This window comes from Streptosporangium carneum (assembly GCF_027922005.1).
In the GTDB taxonomy this organism is placed as follows: domain Bacteria; phylum Actinomycetota; class Actinomycetes; order Streptosporangiales; family Streptosporangiaceae; genus Streptosporangium; species Streptosporangium carneum.
The window spans coordinates 703,204-721,242 of record NZ_BSEV01000002.1; the positions used below are offsets into that span (position 1 = coordinate 703,204).

The 18,039-nt window shown below is 71.8% G+C and carries 13 protein-coding genes and 1 pseudogene; 9 read left to right on the plus strand and 5 right to left on the minus strand.

What is annotated here, in order from left to right:
* Positions 1 to 24: 24 nt before the first annotated feature.
* The 4 genes and pseudogenes from PKF00_RS09000 to PKF00_RS09015 all read right to left on the minus strand — a co-directional run bounded on the left by PKF00_RS09000 (position 25) and on the right by PKF00_RS09015 (position 5,242).
* Entirely contained in the window at positions 25 to 867 is an 843-nt protein-coding gene (locus PKF00_RS09000) for a class I SAM-dependent methyltransferase (protein WP_309298384.1), read from the minus strand.
* A 69-nt stretch (positions 868 to 936) separates the two neighbouring features.
* A pseudogene (locus PKF00_RS09005) lies at positions 937 to 2,016 on the minus strand (glycosyltransferase family 4 protein); the annotation flags it as partial.
* Entirely contained in the window at positions 2,017 to 2,946 is a 930-nt protein-coding gene (locus tag PKF00_RS09010; protein WP_271216920.1) for a glycosyltransferase family 2 protein, read from the minus strand.
* A gap of 139 nt (positions 2,947 to 3,085) precedes the next feature.
* On the minus strand, positions 3,086 to 5,242 hold the full coding sequence (locus tag PKF00_RS09015; protein ID WP_271216921.1) for a hypothetical protein: 2,157 nt from the start codon (positions 5,240 to 5,242) through the stop codon (positions 3,086 to 3,088).
* A 104-nt stretch (positions 5,243 to 5,346) separates the two neighbouring features.
* On the opposite strand from PKF00_RS09015, the gene PKF00_RS09020 reads away from it, so the two are divergent.
* From PKF00_RS09020 to PKF00_RS09060, 9 genes are all read left to right on the plus strand, one after another.
* A complete protein-coding gene (locus PKF00_RS09020) occupies positions 5,347 to 7,119 on the plus strand; it encodes a hypothetical protein (RefSeq protein ID WP_425582268.1) in 1,773 nt (590 codons plus the stop codon).
* A 157-nt stretch (positions 7,120 to 7,276) separates the two neighbouring features.
* Positions 7,277 to 9,022, plus strand: coding sequence for an LCP family protein (locus PKF00_RS09025; RefSeq protein ID WP_271216922.1), 1,746 nt, complete (start codon positions 7,277 to 7,279; stop codon positions 9,020 to 9,022).
* Between the two features lie 279 nt (positions 9,023 to 9,301).
* A complete protein-coding gene (locus tag PKF00_RS09030) occupies positions 9,302 to 11,770 on the plus strand; it encodes an acyltransferase family protein (protein WP_271216923.1) in 2,469 nt (822 codons plus the stop codon).
* Between the two features lie 49 nt (positions 11,771 to 11,819).
* Positions 11,820 to 12,950 (plus strand): glycosyltransferase family 4 protein, encoded by a 1,131-nt coding sequence (locus tag PKF00_RS09035; protein ID WP_271216924.1) that lies wholly within the window; start codon positions 11,820 to 11,822, stop codon positions 12,948 to 12,950.
* Positions 12,935 to 13,675 (plus strand): acetoacetate decarboxylase family protein, encoded by a 741-nt coding sequence (locus tag PKF00_RS09040; protein ID WP_271216925.1) that lies wholly within the window; start codon positions 12,935 to 12,937, stop codon positions 13,673 to 13,675. The genes PKF00_RS09035 and PKF00_RS09040 overlap by 16 nt, the downstream gene beginning before the upstream one ends.
* 372 nt (positions 13,676 to 14,047) lie before the next feature.
* Positions 14,048 to 15,016, plus strand: a complete 969-nt coding sequence (locus tag PKF00_RS09045; RefSeq protein ID WP_271216926.1) for an LLM class flavin-dependent oxidoreductase — start codon at positions 14,048 to 14,050, stop codon at positions 15,014 to 15,016.
* Between the two features lie 105 nt (positions 15,017 to 15,121).
* On the plus strand, positions 15,122 to 15,706 hold the full coding sequence (locus PKF00_RS09050; protein ID WP_271216927.1) for a hypothetical protein: 585 nt from the start codon (positions 15,122 to 15,124) through the stop codon (positions 15,704 to 15,706).
* A gap of 135 nt (positions 15,707 to 15,841) precedes the next feature.
* Positions 15,842 to 16,225: a hypothetical protein gene (locus tag PKF00_RS09055; protein WP_271216928.1), complete on the plus strand. Its 384-nt coding sequence runs from the start codon at positions 15,842 to 15,844 to the stop codon at positions 16,223 to 16,225.
* 151 nt (positions 16,226 to 16,376) lie between these two features.
* Positions 16,377 to 16,943 carry a DUF4291 domain-containing protein gene (locus PKF00_RS09060; RefSeq protein ID WP_271216929.1) on the plus strand — a complete coding sequence of 189 codons (567 nt, stop codon included), beginning with the start codon at positions 16,377 to 16,379 and terminating at the stop codon, positions 16,941 to 16,943.
* 64 nt (positions 16,944 to 17,007) lie between these two features.
* Here the strand turns inward: PKF00_RS09060 and PKF00_RS09065 are convergent, their stop codons facing one another.
* Positions 17,008 to 17,883, minus strand: coding sequence for a sugar kinase (locus PKF00_RS09065; RefSeq protein WP_271216930.1), 876 nt, complete (start codon positions 17,881 to 17,883; stop codon positions 17,008 to 17,010).
* Positions 17,884 to 18,039: the final 156 nt, after the last annotated feature.

Genomic DNA, 18,039 nt, shown 5'->3' on the forward strand with positions numbered 1-18,039 from the left:
GTTTCCCGGCGGAGCTCACGCCTCTCACAGCGGGCGGACCTGTTCCGGCGGCTGCGGCAGCGACGCCCCCGCGGGACGGCGGGCGCTCTTGGTGGCCACCCACAGGTAGGTCGGCACCACCGGCAGCAGCGCGCGCAGGACGCCCCTGGGCAGCCGGGACAGCACGCCCTCCGCCACCCTGCCGACCACGCCGGGGAACAGCTCGGACCCGGCGAACTCCGCCGGGGTCGCGAGCACGGGGAAGGTGTAGTCCCACACCCGCAGGCCGCGCACCATCCGGCGCAGGCCCCTGCGGGTCCGGTAGCGCTCGTAGTAGCTGTCGGCCCGGCCGAAGAGCCTGACGTAGCGGTCGGCGAGCGCGGGCGGCAGGTAGGACAGGAACGGCAGCTTGTAGTGCGGCTCCATCACCCCGAGCCGGTTGCCGAGGCCGAGGTAGAGCACGCCGTCGTCGGTCAGCACCCGGCGCATCTCCGCCATGATCGCGTCGGGGTCGACCACGTGCTCGTAGATGTGGTTGAAGACCAGCACGTCGACGGATCCGTCGGGGAAGGGCAGCGCGGTGCCGTCGGCGCACACGAACTCGACCCGCTCGCCGAACCGCGCCGCCGCTTTGCGCAGGCCCGGGACGTCGATGTCGACGCCGAACGTCCTGCTCGCGCCCGCCGCCGCCAGCTCGTCGGCGATGAACCCCGCCGAGCAGCCGATGTCGGCGACCGTCAGCCCCTCCAGGACCCTGTCCTTCCTGCCGAGGAAGTGGCCGAGCACCGCCACGATCTTCGCGGCCTTGCGGCGGCGCTTCTCCTCGTCCAGCATGGCCGACTGGAACTCGGAGTACTCCAGCTGCGCCGCCCGTCCGCCCTCGCCCATCGCCCGTTCACCACTTCTCGTCGACTCCGCCGGGTCACGCCGGACCGTACCGGTCCGCGTCGTCTCGCGCACCAGGGCGTCGAGATAGGCGGCCCAGTAGGGGTCGGGGTCGACGGCCTTGACCCCCGCGCGCAGGCGCTCGGGCTCACCGGGGCGGTAGAACGCGCTCAGCGCGGCCCGCAGGTCCTCGACGGAGCCCGGCTCGACCAGCAGGCCGTCGACGCCGTCGGTGACGTGGTGACCGAGCGTCCCCACCCGGCTGGCGATCACCGGCGTCCCGTGCTCGTGGCCGAGCCACACCTGCTGGCTGGCCGTCCCGCTCCGGTACGGCAGGACCAGCGCGTCCACGTCCTCGAACAGCCCCGGCACCTCGTCGTCGGCCACGTAACCGGGGCGCAGCTCCACCCTGTCGGTCAGCCCGAGCTCGGCGACCAGCGCCTTCGTCTCCTCCAGGCCGCCCCAGAACTCCCCGGCGACCCGGAGCGAGACCCCCTCGGGCAGCGCGCGGATCAGCAGGTCGAGGCCCTTGTAGGGGCGGACGAGGCCGAAGAACAGCAGCCGGTTCGCCACCGCCCTGTCCGCGCCGCCGGTGCTCGCCGCCTCGCCGCGGTCGCGTCCCCCCGCGGGCAGGTGCGGCGCCATCTCGGCGACCGTGACGGGGACGGGTCCGAGCTTCCTGGCCAGCGCGGCCTGCCGTTCCGAGTGGGCGAGCACCCCGTCGACCCGGCGCAGCAGCGCCCTCATCAGCGGCTCGTCGTACGGCTTGCGCTCGTGGGGCAGCACGTTGTGGCACAGGGCGACGACCGGGGTCCTGCGGCGCAGGCCGTACAGGATGCCCAGGTAGGGCGGCACCTGCACCGGGCTGAGCACCGCGAGGATCACCAGGTCGGCGCTCGCGAGGCGGCGGCCCGCGCGCACCCAGCCGTCGGGGCGTCGCCAGTCGAGGTCGCGGCGGACGCCGGGGAACGGGGCGCCGTCCGGGGTGTCGACGGTCTGCTGCCCGGGATAGAGGAAGGAGGGGTACTGCGCCCTCCACGACTCGATCACCACGTCGTGCCCGGCGGCGCGCAGGCGGTGGGCCAGCTCGGTGGTGTGCGCGACCCCGCCGCCCTTGTACGGGTGGGCGGGGCCGACGATCGCGATGCGCATCTACTCGCTCCTGGACCGCACGATGAGGTCGGCCAGCAGCGCCAGCGAGCCGATGAGCAGACCCGACAGGAAGATCACGATGGTGTTGCTGGTCAGGTAGAACCCGTAGCGGACGATGTCGACGACGCCCTTGACCAGGCCGATGCCGACCAGCCAGAGCGCGGGCGGCATGAGGACCTTGAGCGGGTTGAAGTACATCACCATCCGCAGCACCTGCAGGATGTAGCGGTAGGCGTCGGAGATGAAGCTGAACTTGGACTTGCCCGCCCGCTTGCTGTACTCGATCGGCAGGTAGTACACGTCGTGCTGGTTGGACAGGAACGACAGCGTGATCGTGGTGACGCAGGAGAACCCGGGGGGCAGCAGCCGGAGGTAGGGTCTGGCGACCGACTTGCGGAACGCCCGCAGCCCGCTGTTGAGGTCGGGGATCCGCTGACCGGCGAGGCGCTCGGCCACCTTGCGGATGAACCACTTGGCCGGGACCCGCAGAAACTTGTGCGAGCCCTCCTCCGTGGTCCGCGCGCCCACGACCTGGTCGATCGTGTAGTCCTTCTCCAGGATCTCGACCAGCTCGGGGATGCGCTCGTTCGGGTAGGTCATGTCCGCGTCGGTCCACACGACGATCTCGCCGTTGGCCTCCTGCGTGCCGATCCTGCGCACCGTGCCCGAGCCGCCGTTGCGGTGGAAGGCCCGGATGCGCATGTTCGGGAAGCGCGGCGCGGCCTTCTGCAGCCTGGCCAGGGTCTTGTCGGTGGAGAAGTCGTCGACGGCCACGAGCTCGTAGGTGTAGCCACTGCGGTCCATGGCCTCGCAGATGCGCTCGACCTCGTCGATGACATGGTCCTGCTCGTTGTAACAGGGCAGGACGATGGTCACGTACGGCGTTGCGTCCACAGCGGTTCCACTCTTCGGCGTCTCGGGCGTGCTCACGTCGGGCGAGGATACTCTGCCCGGCTCGGGACCGAACGCACTTCGCCTTCTTGCGCGGCCCGCGGGAGCGGACTCGCCCGGCTTTCCTCCTGGCCGGCCCGCGCCCGTGACGCGGGCCTCGCCGGCGCCGGAGCGCCCTTCAGGGGGCCTGCGACCCGGCCGGGACGGCCATCCAGGCGTCGACGGCCATCGACCAGGTGCCGTTCGGCGGGTCGACGAGGGAACGCTCGTCCTGGCGGGCGCGCAGGCTCATCACCTGGACCGGTTCGCCGTACGGGGCGAGCTGGTCGGCTCTGACCGCGAGCAGGACGGGGACGCGGCCGGTGGAGTGGACGCGGCCGACCAGGCGGGTGACGTCGGAGGGGTCGGGGATGTCCGCGTTCTGGCGGAAGGCGACCCTGGCGGTCGGCACGCCGCAGGTGCCCCTGACGACCTGGGTGAGGCGGTCGCCGGTGACCCGTTCGACGATCAGCACGGAGGCGCGGGACGGGATGGCCGCGCACAGCGCCTCGACCGCCGCGCGCTCGCCGCGCTCGACCGGGGTGAAGGCGGTCCCCGCCGAGGTGATCACGGGAGGGACGAGCAGCAGCACCGCGCCGACGGCGACCAGGCCGTTCTGCGCCGCCTGGCCGTACCCCACCCTGCGCGCCTTCTCCCTGACCCAGCGCAGGCCCCAGACCGCGAGCAGGATCAGGCCCGGGAGGACGACGGGGACCAGCCGCCGGGAGGCCCACGGATGGTCGGGGGTGATGGAGGGCAGCAGGAGCGTGGCGGCCGTGGTCCAGCCGACGACGGCCAGCGGCAGCAGCCAGCCGAACCCGCGCCGCCTGACCAGCCTGCGCGTGAGCAGGGCGGCGGCCAGGGTGGCGAGCACGACGACCGGGACGCCGAGGTACCAGATCACCCAGTACAGGGACTCCTCGTAGTAGAGCCTGTACCTGTCGACCGGCAACCCGTTCGACTGCTGGGTGCGCTCGATGAACCCGGCGTTGAGGACGTCCTCCGGGGTGACCGGCAGGCGGGTCACGGTCTGCAGCCACGGCCTGGCCGCGAAGGCGACCACGGCCAGCACGACCAGGCCCGCCGCGACCTCCGGCAGCCACCGGATCCTCGCGGCCCTGCGCAGCGGGGCCGCGAGCCTCGGAGCCAGTACGGCGGCCAGCAGGGTGAGGAGCAGGACCGCTCCGCAGACGGCCAGCAGCGGCCTGACCGAGCCCGACAGGTAGTTCAGGTACGGCCTGGTGAGGAAGTAGGCGGCGGCGAGGCCGAGCCCGGTGCCGAGGGCCAGGCCGCAGAGCAGCGGGACACCGAGCCGTCCGTCCTCACGGCCGCCGATCCGGCGCAGGGCGATCAGCAGCCCGGCGTAGGCGAGCACGGGCAGCACGTCCCGCAGGCCGTCGATCCTGACCAGGACGGCCAGCCCGAACACCAGACCGGCGAGGTCCGCGCCGGCGACGGCGCGGACCGACTGGGCGGAGCGGATCAGCCCCGGCCGCTCGCCCGAGGGGACGGGCGGCAGGTAGCCGAGCCCGGTGATGCCGGAGCGGAGCCTAACCCTGGCGTCGTGCAGCAGGGCGAGGCCGCCGAAGAGCATGATCAGGGACGGCATCTCGCTGAAGGTGGTGCGCGAGGTGTAGAGGACGGGCAGGCTGACCGCGAACACCAGGGCGGCGAGCGGGGCCCAGCGGGCGCCGACGAGCCTGGCGACGACCCCCGACAGGACGAGCACCGCCATGGCGCCCAGCAGCGCGGGGACCAGCAGCAGGCCGGGCAGGCCGCCCAGCCAGTGGCCCAGCGCCTGGATCATCGGCGGGCCCGGCATGAACTGCGGCACGATCGCGCCGCCGTGGTCGTAGAAGCCCATGCTGTCGAAGCGCAGCGCCGGGTCGGGGCCGCCGAAGGCCGCCTCCTGGTAGGGGATGGGAAGCGAGCCGTGCTCGGCCAGCCAGACGGCGTACTGCGCGTAGGTGGCGGGGTCGCGGCGGATGATCAGCTGCTCGCTGCCGAGCAGGCCGTTGAAGACCGCGGAGGCCAGGACGACGGCGATCACCGCGCCTGTCTGCCAGGCGGTCGCCTCGACCGTCTCCGGCAGGCGGCGCAGGCCGTACCGGCACAGGAGGACGGCGGCCAGCAGGCCGAGGGGCAGCACGGCGACCGGCCTGAACCAGCCGAGCAGCAGCAGCGGCAGCCCGGCGAGCAACCAGCCCGCGAGCGCGAGCGCGGGCACGGCCGACAGCACGGCGAGCACCCTGCCCGCCGAGGGTCTGCGCGTGTGATCCGGCCAGCCGATCCTCATGACTGGCCCCGAGCGTAGCGGCAGCGTCCCGGTGCGGCGACGGGGACGCGCGACGGCCCCGCGGGAGCCGGTAGCGTACGCGCAGCGCGCGAAGGGGGCGAACAGTGGGCGGGTGGGCGCGAGGACGACGGCGTTCTCCCAGGCTGCCGGGGGACGGTTCTCCCGGGCTGCCGGGGGACGAGGGCGGCCGACGGCGTCGGCCTTCTCCCGGCCCGCCGGAGACCGGCTGGGCCGGGCGGATCCTGGGGACGCGGGCGGGCGGCCCGGTCCTGCGGCTGCTGGGCAGGAGAGGCGCCGGCCCGGCCCGCCCGGGGACGACGCCGGGGGGTGCGGGGGCCGGTCTGGCTCGGCGGCACCGGTGGTTCCTGGCGGTGCTGGGCGTCGGGGTCGCGCTGCGGGCGGTCGCCATGCTGGGCTACCGGCCCGCGCTCTGGTTCCCCGACTCCTACACCTACGTCGTCACCGCGATGCGGCCCAGGCCCGACCTGGTCCGCCCCGCCGGATACTCGATGTTCCTGCGACTGCTCGAACCGTTCCACAGCTTCGCCCTCGTCGCGCTGGTCCAGCACCTGCTGGGGCTCATGGTCGGCGTGCTGGTCTACGTCACCGCCCGCAGGCTCCGCGCCCCCGGCTGGGCCGCGGTGCTCGCCTGTGTCCCCTCCCTTCTGGACGCGTACCAGGTCGAGTTGGAGCACCTGCTGATCTCCGACACGCTGTTCGCGGCGCTGGTGATGTCGGCGGCCTGCCTCGCCGTCACGGGAGCCCCCGGGGAGGGCCCGGGAGAGGGCACAGGAAAGGGCGCCGCGCGGGCGGTGGCCGCGGAGACGTCGGCGGTCGCGGAGGCGTCGGCGGCGCGGGGCGGGGCGGCAGGGCGGATCCCGAGGGCGGCTCTGGGCAGAGCGGCTCTGGGCAGGGCGGCCGGGATCGGCCTGCTGCTGGCGGCGGCGACGCTGACCAGGACCGTCGGACTGCCGCTTGTCGCGATCTTCGCGGCCTGGTCGCTCTACCGGGCGCGGGGACGGGTGGCGGCCGCCTCGGTGATGCTGGCCGCGGCGGCGCTGCCGATCCTGGGGTACGGGGCCTGGTTCTACGCGACCTACCACCGTGTCGGCCTCGTGGGCGCGAACGGCGCCTTCCTCTACGCCAGGACGATGACCTTCGCCGACTGCGCGGTGATGAAGCCGCCCCCCGACCTGGCCGTGCTCTGCGACCCCCGCCCCGCGCGGCTGCGGCCCCCCTCGCAGGAGTACATCTGGAGCCAGGACTCCCCGCTGGTCAGCCTGCCGGGCATCACCTTCACCCGGGAGAGCGACGCTTTGGCCGGGCGGTTCGCCTCGCTGGCCATCCGCAGCCAGCCGCTCGACTATCTCGGCTCGACCCTCTCCGAGCTGGGCCGCTCCTTCACCCTGGACCGCCCGGTCTATCCCGACCAGGAGATATACGACTACTACCAGTTCCCCGCGACGCCACCGCCGCCGCCGGGGCGCTACCCGGCCATGGTGGGCGCCGAGTACGCCCAGCGCTACGAGCAGGGGCCGATCGGCACCCGCATCGTCGAGCCGTACGCGGGCTGGATGCGGGCCTACCAGCGCGTCGCCGGGCTGCCCGGCGCGGCGGTGCTGGTGGTCCTGCTCGTCCCGCCGGTCGCGGCGGTCGTCAGGAGAACGCGTCCCGTACAGGTCAGGCGGGTGCGTCCGGCCTCGACGGCGTGGGTGCTGCCCTGGGCGACCGCGGTGGCGCTGCTGGTCATGCCCGCGGCGGTCGCGGAGTTCGACTACCGGTATGTCCTGCCCGCCGTGCCCGCCGCTTTTCTCGCCGCCGCTCTCTCCCTGACTAAACCTTCTTTCACTAACATTCCAATAAATGTCCGTATTTGAGTATGCTGGGCGGCCGGATCATCACGGAGGCTGCGGGGGGCGGTCATGACCAAGTTCGCATCATCACGACTCCCCGCGCTGACCTCGTGACCTACTCTTTGGGCGCAATGAGCGAGCTGAAACAGCCCCGGACGTTGCCGCTGAGCGAGGAGATCGCATGAGCGACCACCGGCACGTCGCCGCGAGCGATCGCACCGCCGAACCCACCCAGCCCGGGCGCAGGGCCTCCCGGCGCGCGGGACGGGACGGCGGAACGCCGCAGGGCGCATCCCACGAGTACGGCCCCCGCTACGACGAGCCCCCGAGGGGGCCCGCGGGCCCGGGAGGGCCAGGAGGGTCGAGAGGCTCGGGAGCCTCCGGCGGGGCCAAGCGGCTGGGCGTCGGCGCGTGGGTCAGCATCGCGCTGACGGGCGTCATGGTGGTCGGCACCCTCACCGGCTACAAGTTCTACCGCGACATCGCGGGGAACATCGCCCGCGAGGACGTCGAGGACAAGCTCGGCGCGGACCGCCCGCCGGAGACCGGCGCGCTCAACGTCCTGGTCGTCGGCTCCGACACCCGCGACGGCGCGGGCAACAAGAAGTACGGTCAGCACCTGCAGGGTCAGGGCGAGCGGACCGACACCATCATCCTCCTGCACATCTCCCCGAACCGCGACAAGGCGACCCTGGTCAGCTTCCCCCGCGACTCCATGGTGCAGGCCCCCGACTGCCAGAACCCCAAGACCAAGGCGACCATCCCGGCGGGCCTGCGGCAGATCAACGCGACCTTCAACGACGGCGGCATCGCCTGCACGTGGAAGACGATCGAGGCGTTGACCGACATCCGCATCAACCACTTCGTCAAGGTCGACTTCTCCGGGTTCAAGGGCATCGTCGACGCCCTCGGCGGCATCGAGATCTGCCTGCCCCAGGACGTGATGGACAAGAAGGCCAAGCTCAACCTGACCAAGGGCAAGCACACGGTGAAGGGCGAGACCGCGCTGGCCTACGTCCGCGCCCGCTACTCCCTCGGCGACGGCAGCGACATCAGCCGGATCAAGCGCCAGCAGGTGTTCATCACCCAGGTCATGAAGAAGGCGACCAGCTCCGACCTGCTGACCGACCTGCCCAAGCTGACCGACTTCCTCACCGCGGCGACCTCCTCGGTGACGATGGACCGCAACCTCACCACCGGACGCCTGCTGGAGATCGCGCAGAGCGCGAAGTCGCTGACCGCCAAGGGCCTGAAGTCCGTCACCGTGCCGTGGAAGCCGTACGCGCCCGACCCCGGACGGGTCGAGTGGGCCCAGCCGAAGGCCGACCAGCTGTTCGCCGCGATCCGCAGCGACATCGAGGTCCAGCCGACCGCGACGCCCAAGCCGTCGAGCAGCGGCACCGGCGGCCCGACCGCGGCCCCCGCCAAGCCCGCGATCAAGCCCTCCCAGATCAGGATCCAGGTGCTCAACGGCACCAACACCTCCGGCAAGGCCCAGGAGGTCGCGGACGCGCTGACCGCGCAGGGCTTCGTCGTGACCGAGCTCGGCGACGCGCGGTTGTCCAACGGCGCCGACCAGCCGCAGACGAAGCTGTTGTACGCCAAGAACGCCCAGGACGGCGCCGACTACGCCGCTCCGGTGGCCGCCAAGCTTCTCAACAAGGAGAAGGTCAAGCCCGCCTCGGGCAAGGTCAAGCCCGGCAGCACCAAGCCGTACGTCCCCTCGGGCACGCCGACGCCGGGCACGACGACCGCCGCCGACACCACGGGGACCGCGAAAACCACCGACGCGGCGGTCGCGGACCCCCAGGGCCCGGTGATCCAGCTGGTCATCGGCGCCGACTGGAAGGGCGTCGCCTCCCCCATCAAGATCCCGGACAGCATCAAGGGCGACGTCGTCGACGCCAACACCAATCCCTGCCTCTGACCGCCGGTCCGCCCCTCTCCTGCGGCCCGGCCGTGGGAGAGGGCGAGTCCGGGCGGCGACGGCGCGTCTGACATCCACGGTTCACCTGACGGTCACGATTCGCCGGGAACCCAGCGAAACGCGGTGTGCTCGTGCGACATCGAATGCACGAACGTTTATGGTGGTCGGGTCGGCGAGGTGACCCCCGCCACTTGGCCGCGCCCCCGGCGACCCCTGGGTGGTTTCGCCGGCGTGTCCGACCCTTTCCCCGTCTCCGACAGATAGCTGAGCGTTTTCCTCGTGAGCGACACCCGATCCCCCTCCCAGGTACCGACCCCCCGGGACGACGCCGCCTCCGGCGCCGGAACCGGCAGGTCCGCCGACGGACAGGACCGGAAACCCGCCCCGTGGCCGACGTCGGAGCACGCGCGGCCGTCCGCGGCGTCACAGCAGGCCTCGTGGCCGCAGCCGCCGGGACCGAGCGCCTGGGGAACGGCGGCCCACGAGAACCCCCCGCCGAACGGCCAGGAGGACCAGGGCTCGGACGAAGGCCCCGGGGAGATCACCCTGTGGGGCTACCAGGCCTACCGGGATCCAGAGCCGTCCTCGCCCCCCGGGGCGGGCGCTCCGCCCTCGTCCTCTCCTCCCGGGACGGGCGCCCCATACGCGGCGTCCTCGCCCCCCGGGACGGGCGCTCCACACGCGTCCTCGCCCCCCGGGACGGGCACTCCACACGCGTCCTCGCCCCCCGGGGTGGGCGGGCCGTACGCGGACGACCGCCCCTTCTCCTCACCCGGGACGGGCACGCCGTACGGGGACGACCGGTGGCCCTCCTCCGCGTCGGGAACGGGCGCGCCGTACGCGGACAGCCCTGCGTCTCCCGCCCCCCGGGCGGACACGCCGTACCCCGGCCCCTCCTTCCCGAACGCCTTCGGCTCTCCGGACGAGCGCCAGGTCGACGCCCACCGGCCCGCCACCCGGGAAACGCGTCCGCCCTACCAGGACATGCGCGGGCCCGGCTCCGGCGGGTTCCCCGGCACGGCCTCCGGGCCCGTTCCCGGGGGCGTCCCCAAGGACCCGCTGGATCCGGCCTGGTCTCCCGCCCCGCAGGAGCGGGGAGCGGGTCAGGGGTGGTCGCAGGAGCACGAGGCCGCGCGGGCCCAGGCGTGGACGCCCGCCACTCCCGCCGCTCCCCCCTCGGAGCCTCGCCCCGCGGAACCCCGGGACGTCCCCGAAAGACCCTTCTCCTACTGGGAGAATCCCAGCCGGGAAACCTGGGAGAGCGCCGAGCGCGAGGCCGCGCCCCCCGTCTCCCCCCACGACCACGCCCCGTGGGCGGCCTCGCCTCCCGCCGACGACCGCGCCCGCCACGCGGCTCCCTCCGCTCCAGGCGACCACAGCCGCCACGCGGCCCCGGCCCCGCCGGACGGCGTCGCCCGTCACACGGCCCCGGCCCCGCTCGACGACCGCGCCCGCCACGCGGCCCCCTCCCCGCTGGACGGTCCCGCCCGTCAGGCCCCTCCGGAGGACCCCGCCCTGCGGACCCCGGACGACCACGCCCTGCGGACCGCCCCGTCCCTCCCTGACACCCGCGCCCGACAGGCCGCGCCCCCGCCCTTCGGGGAGCACGTCCCCTCACAGTGGGGCCGCCCCCAGGAGACGGAGCGCGAGCCCGGGCCGCGTCCGGAGGAGGAGCCGTCCGCGCCTCCCGCCAGGAGGAAGCGCGAGCCGTACCTCGACAACGTGAAGTTCGTCCTGATCGCCCTGGTGGTCACCGGGCACTCGCTGGTGCCCACCCTGGCGGCGCACTCGGCCAAGTCGGCCTACCTGTTCATCTACACCTTCCACATGCCGGCGTTCGTGCTGCTCAGCGGCTACCTGGGGCGCAACTTCTGGAACTCGAACGCGAAGATCAACAAGCTGGTCGACACCATGCTGGTCCCCTACGCGTTCGTGGAGATCGGCTACGCCCTGCTGCGCTACGCGCTGGGCCAGAAGTGGACCCTGACGATCATCGACCCGGCCTGGCTGAACTGGTATCTGGTCGCCCTGGTGCTGTGGCGGATCTCCACGCCCATCTGGACGCGGATGCGACAGCCGCTGCTGGTCGCGGTGACCATCTACATGTTGGCGGGCTTCTCCGAGATCTCCGGCGACTTCAGCCTCGACCGCTTCTTCGGCCTGCTCCCGTTCTACGTGTGCGGCCTGCTGCTCAAGCCTGAGCACTTCGACCTGCTCAAGCCGCTCTGGGTGAGGATCGCGGCCGGCGTCGTGGTCGTCGCCGCCGTCGCGACGGCCGTCTACATCGCCCCCCGCGTCGGCCTCGACCCCGTCTACTACCGCTACAGCTTCAAGTCCATGGACACCACCTGGTGGATGGGCCTGATCGTGCGCGCCGGCATGCTGGTCGCGGGGCTGGTGCTGTCGGTCGCGCTGCTCGCGCTCGTGCCGAGACGCGAGACCTGGTTCTCCGACCTGGGCACCCGGACGCTCTACGCCTACCTGCTGCACGGCGTCGTGGTGCTCATCGCCAAGGAGCTGGGCTGGCTGAGCTACCCCTGGCTGTACGGCCCGCTGGGCGTGCTGGCCATCGCCTCCAGCGCGCTCGTCCTGGCGATCGTCCTGTGCCTGCCGCAGACCCGCACGCTGTTCAAATGGCTGCTGGAGCCCCGCCTGGTCTGGTTGTATCGCCGACCCGCGGAGGCCGTCCCTGACAGACCCGCCGAGGCCACCCCTGACAGGGAGAGTTCAATCGCAGTTCCCCGGTAGTTAACTCAACACATCCGGTGAGGACGGAACCGACACTCAGCATCGGCATATGCGGGTATGTGTCGGGACGATTGTCCATCACCCCGAAGACGCTCGGATCATGCATCGGCAGATCCGGGCGCTCCTCGACGCCGGGCACGACGTCACCTATGTCGCGCCCTTCACCGACTGCAACGTCACCCCTGATCCCCGGATCAGGGCGGTGGACGTTCCCCGCGCGGTCGGCCGCCGTCGCAGACGCGCGCTGAAGGCGGCCCGCCGGGCCCTGAAGCGCGGGGTCGAGGGCGCCGACCTGCTCGTCGTCCACGACGTCGAGCTGCTGTTCCGGCTGCCGAGACGCCGCCCCGCCACCGTCTGGGACGTGCACGAGGACACGGCCGCCGCGGTGGAGGCCAAGCGGTACCTTCCCGAGACGCTGCGCCGGACCCTGCCGGCGGTGATCCGCAGGATCGAGGCGGGCGCGGAACGCCGCCTGCACCTCATCCTGGCGGAGGAGGCCTACCAGGAGCGGTTCACCCGGCCCCACCCCGTGGTGCTCAACACCACCTACGTGCCCCGGCGGCCCCCGGCGCCGCCCGGCGGGAACAGGGTGGTCTACGTCGGTCACCTGTCCGAGGCCAGGGGCGCGGCCGAGTTGATCGAGCTGGCCAGGCGACTGCTGCCGCACGGGATCAGGACGGACCTGATCGGCGCCGCCGACCAGGAGGTCCGCCCGCTGCTGCGCGACGCGCAGCGGGAGGGCGTGCTCGACTGGTACGGCTACGTGCCCAACCAGCACGCGCTGCGGATGGCCGAGGGGGCGATCGCGGGCCTGTCGCTCCTGCACGACGAGCCCAACTACCGGCAGTCGATGCCGACCAAGGTCGTCGAGTACATGGCCAGGGGGATTCCCGTGGTGACCACGCCGCTGCCGGCGGCGGCCTCGATGGTCGACCGGGTCGGCTGCGGCGCCGTCGTGCCGTTCGGGGACGTGGAGGCGGCGCTGCACGCCGTGCTCGGGCTGCGGGACGCCCCCGGCGAAGCCTCGGCGATGGGCAGACGCGGCTACGAGGAGGCCCTGTCCCACCACCACTGGCCCGACCACGCGGGCGAGTTCGTCGGGTGGCTCGAGGAATGGGCGGGCAAACCGGTGACGTCGGACGTGGAGATTGGTGTACTGGAGGCATGGCACGCCATCTGATCCAGGGCCGTGAGATCGCCACACCGGTGCGCGTCAGGGACGCCTCGGTATGCAGCGTTTCGTACCTGGTCCGGGCGGACGCCGCCCGAGCAGTGATCGCCTACTCGGGGCTCGACGTCGCCGAGGTGCTGCCGGGCAAGGCCCTGTGCACCCTGATGTTCGCCGACTACACGGACGGCGACCTGGACGCCTATCGGGAGTTCGGCGTCGCCTTCCTGATCAGGCCTCCGGACGCGGGGCCCGCACCCCGCCGCCTGAGCCTGCGCGCGGGCCTGGCGGAGCTGCACAGGGCGGGGACCGGGGCGTTCGTGCACTGGCTCCCCGTCGACCGGGACTTCACCCTGGAGGCGGGTCGCACGATCTGGGGCTTCCCCAAGGAACTCGCCGACATCGACCTTCGCCTGTCGTCCCCCTACAAGCGGTGCGTCGTCCGCAAGGACGGCCGCCTGGTGCTGGACCTCCTCGTCAGGCCCGGCGTCCCGATGCCGGTGGGCGGCACGATCGCGCCCACGGACGTCTACAGCCACCTGGACGGCGTCACCCGTCGCATCCCGTGGTCGACGACCCCCCGAGGCGTCCGCGCGCGTCCCGGCGGCGCGCTGATCCGCCTCGGCAACCACCCGATCGCCAAGGAGCTCAGCGAGCTGGGCCTGCCCAAACACGCCCTGCTGAGCAGCACGATCTCCCGCGTCCCCATGGTCTTCGGCGAGGCGAAGCAGCTCTAGGGCCTGTTTTGTGGATCTTCGCCGTAGCGAGGATCGGCCAGGCGGATGCACCGCAAGGCGGAGGAGGAGCTCATAACGGAGTTATGGGCGACGACGACAACGCGGCGGGGCGCCGTCTGGCCGACCGCAGTAGGCGGAAAGATCCACAAAACAGGCCCTAGGGCCTCGCCGCCCCGTCTGTCTCCTGTCTCCCGTCCGCCCCGCGGAACGGCATGCAGAAATCGGCAACAAGCGTGCAGGCAGGGGCAACGACTTTCCGGCTCCCGCTCATTAGGTTCATGAACCGAGGGAAGCCGGAGCACCGGTGGTGCGGCGCGTCTCCGATGCGACCTCGGGGATCTCGGAAGCCACTGGACGCACACGGAAGCCACCATGGACAAACGCCTGTCGATCATGCTCCCTCTCATGGCCGCCACGCCCGAACAGCTGCGGCCGTTTCTCACCCTGGTGTCGGAGACGCCCGCGACCAGGCTGTGGACCGGCCAGTCGCTGACCATCGACCATCTGATGGCGCTGGCGTTCCTCGCAGGCCGCGGACTGCGCGTTCCCATCGGCACCGGCGTGAACGTGATGCCGTTGAAGCATCCGTACCAGACGGCCGTGGACTTCCGGACGCTGGCGCTGCTCCTCGGCCAGCCCGTCACCGCCGGACTGGGCCTGGGGCACAGGCAGGTGCAGCGGGCGCTGACCGGGCGGACGTACGCCGGTCAGCTCGACGCGGCCCGCGAGTACCTCAGAGTGCTGCGTTCCCTGCTGTCCGGCTCCCCCGTCGACGCCGACGGACGGTATTTCCCGATGACGGGGAGGATGACGCGGCTCCAGCACCCTCCCGTCGAGATCGGAGCGGGCGTGCTGCGTCCCGGCATGGCCCAGGTGGCGGCGGAGACCGCGGACGCGGCCATCACCTGGCTCGTCCCCCTGGAGTACCTCTCCGAGGAGATCCTCCCCGTGCTGACCGCGAAGGCGGCCGAGGCCGGACGTCCGAGACCGCGGGTCGTGGCCATCGTCCCGCTGGTCCTGGACAGGCCCGGGCGGGACACGGTGGAGATCGCCGGGTTGGCGACGGCGAGCCGCGTCCGGGCGGACCACTACGCCGACATGCTGCGGAAGGCGGGGATCGCGGCCGGTCCGCACGAGTCGGCGCAGCTCGTCAAGGAGCTGATGGCGCGCAACGTGGTCCTCTCCGGCGGCGCGCGGGACGTCCGCGGGACATTGGAGTCCTACTGGCGGGCGGGCGTGGACGAGGTGGTCCTGGACACCACCGGCGTCGTCAGGAAACACGGGATCAGACAGGCCAGGAACGACCTTGAGGAAGTCGTCCTCACGCACTTCGGGAAGTGAGGGCGGATCAGCCCTCCCGTGGTCACCGCGACCAGGCCGTGCATCGAAAGCGGATCAATAGGGTTGGGCCGTGATGGGTGTCGCGCCAGGGCTGAGGAGGTCGCCGTGTTGTTCGGGTCGCGGACCGGATTCGGTTTGGAGTTCCACGTCGAACAGGACCCGGGGCTGCTGTGCGTCGACGTCTTCGTCGGAGGGCTCCATGTGAACACGTGGGACAACGCGTTCTATCCGCCACTGCTGGTCAAGAAGCTCAAGGACGAGCTCAGCCGCTTTCGCACGCCGACCGCGCCGCCGGTGGGGTTCGCCTCGCCGTCCGAGTCCTTTCGCGTCGCCGAGAGCTGGATGTACGACGACACCGGTAGCGGAGCCGTACCTGGGGCCGAGGCGGCACTCGCGCGGTGTGCGTTCCTGGAGTGGGGGGAGTGCACCGACGAGGTGACGGCGTTCGCGTTCCCTGACGGGGACCGGGTGCACCTCGCTTGTCGGGTACGCGATGGAGGCGGTCCCGCCTGGGGCACCGAGGCCCGGCGTGAGCCGACGGTGGTGTCGGTGAGCCGGACGGTGCTCGTCGAGACGCTGGAGGGCGGCCTCGTCATCGCCGAACGCGAGTGGTCCGCCCGGCTCGCCGCCGTCAAGGCCCGCAGTGACGCAGGTGACGGTGAGGACGTGTCCGGCGTGCGTTCTCCGTAGTACTTCAGCCGTAGATCGTGATCATGTTGGGGCCGCCGTCGGCCGGTTGTCGTGGTTTTCTTGGGAGCGGTGCTGGTGGGAGTGGCTGTGCCGCCGCTTGTCAGGGCCGCCGGAGTCTGTTGGGAGGGGTGCAGGGTGGCGGGGTCGGTTTCGAGGCCGGCGGCGGCGACGCCGGACGATGTGACGCGGGCGCGGGCCGAGACGGCGATGAGCCTTCCAGTTCCGCTGGTGGCACTGTGGAGCGTGAGGGACGGCCTTCACACAGAATCCGGTGTCACGGTGTACTCGGCAGGGGACATCGGTGAACGCAACGCCGCTTACGAAGTCGCGCGGTATGCACCAGGATTCCTCCTCGTCGGCGATGACAGTGGTGGCCGCGGATTCCTCCTGCGTGCCGATGACCCGGACTCCGCCGTGTTCTCCTCCGGTCTGGGCGATCTGGAGCCTGCGGACTTCGACGTCGTGGCCGTGGACTTCGCGTCCTGGATCGAATCGCTTGGCCCTGCCCCTTCCTGCTGACAAAGGGCATTCTCGGGTTCGCTCACCGGCGTGGGCTGAACGAGTCAGCGTGTGTCGAAGAACGAGTGACTATGACCAGCGCATTCGCTTCGGCCGAGGGCGGGGAAAAAAGCTTCGCGATGCGAGTGCGCCGGATGGCAGGGTGCAACGCATGGCACCCCAGTACCAGATTCGCGCGGACTACGACGCTGACACGATCGTGGTCTACCAGGCATACGCGCCTGCCATAGCCGACGCGGCGCTGCGAGCGGGCCGCTTCGTCGCGCCGTTCTCATTCCACAGGATGACATGGATCAAGCCCTCGTTCCTGTGGCTCATGCATCGCAGCAACTGGGCCCGCAAACCCGGTCAGGAGCGCGTTCTCGCAGTGCGGATGACCCGGCAGGGCTGGGAGGAGGCTCTGTCCCAGGCCGTGCTCACGACCGCGGACCCGGCAGCCGTGACCCAGGCAGCCGTACATGTCCAGTGGGACCCGGAACGCTCGTTGCGCGGAGCGGCACTGAACCACTACAGCATCCAGGTCGGCATCGGCCGCAATCTGATCCGCGCGTTCACCGACGACTGGATCGTCAGCCTCACCGACCTCACCCCCCAGGTCCGCAAGGCCGCGGTGTTGACACAGACCGGGCACGCCACCAAAGCCCAGCGGCTGTTCCCCGCAGAGCGGGTGTATCCACTGCCACGGACGCTGGAAAGCCTCCTTTCCCCGGGCAGATGACGGCCGACCGGCGAGGGACAGGTCGCCCGCGCCCGAGACACTACGAGTCCTTTCGCAACAAGCTTCAGACCTCGAGGTCGAGCATCGGCAGTTCGGCCCTCGTGGGGAGGCCCTGCCAGTCGCTGGGCCCCGAGGCGGCGAAGGCCGCCAGCTGCGCGCCCCTGCGCAGCCTGTCCGCGGGGTGCAGCCGTTCCAGCAGCGCGCTGAGATAACCGGCGACGAAGGCGTCGTGCGAGCCGCCGGGGTCGACCACCGGGGCGGCGAGACCGGGCGCGTCGTGGCGGACGCCGTCGACCCTGACGCTCGCGCCCCTGGCGCCCCGCATCACGACGACCTGCCGGCCGCCGCCGAGCGCCGGCTTGACCAGGTCGAGCTCGCTCTGCCTGACGAACAGCAGGTCCGCGGAGGAGGCCAGCGCGCCGAGGATCTCCTCGGCCTCGCGCAGGTCGGGCCAGAGCTGGTCGCGGTAGTCGACGGCCACCGAGACGACGGCTCCCGCGTTCTGCGCGGCCCGTACCGCGGCGTGCATGGCGTCGCGCGCGCTCAGCGCGGCGGTGATCCCGCTGACGTGCAGGATGCGGGCGGTCGCGATCCGGTCCACGGGAACGTTCCCCTGCGCCAGCCGCGCGGCCGTACGGTAGTAGGTGACCCTGCCCGCCTGCCCCAGCCTGGTCTCCCGCAGCACCATCCCGGTCGCGGACCCGTCCTCGGCCCGGGCGTCGGAGACGTCCACCCCCTCTCCGCGCAGCGCGGTGAGGATCCGGACGCCGACCTCGTCCGCGCCCACCTTGCCCAGCCACGCCACCTTGTGCCCGAGCCTGGCCAGCCCGACCGCGACGGTGAACTCGGCCCCCGCGACATCCAGTCTGGCCTCGTGCTCGTGACGGAGCCGGCCGCTGGTGACGACGCCGAAGGCCTCGCCGAGGGTGTAGACGTCCACGCCGGAACCTTTCGCGGCGTCGTGCGACGCCGATGGAGCCATCGTTCGGATCCGGCCCGAGACCCGCTTTTACAGGCCGGAATCCGAACTCTAGCGACATATCGCGTACGGCATTCGCCAAGCATCGGAACAGAGATCCAGCGGTGACATCGACGG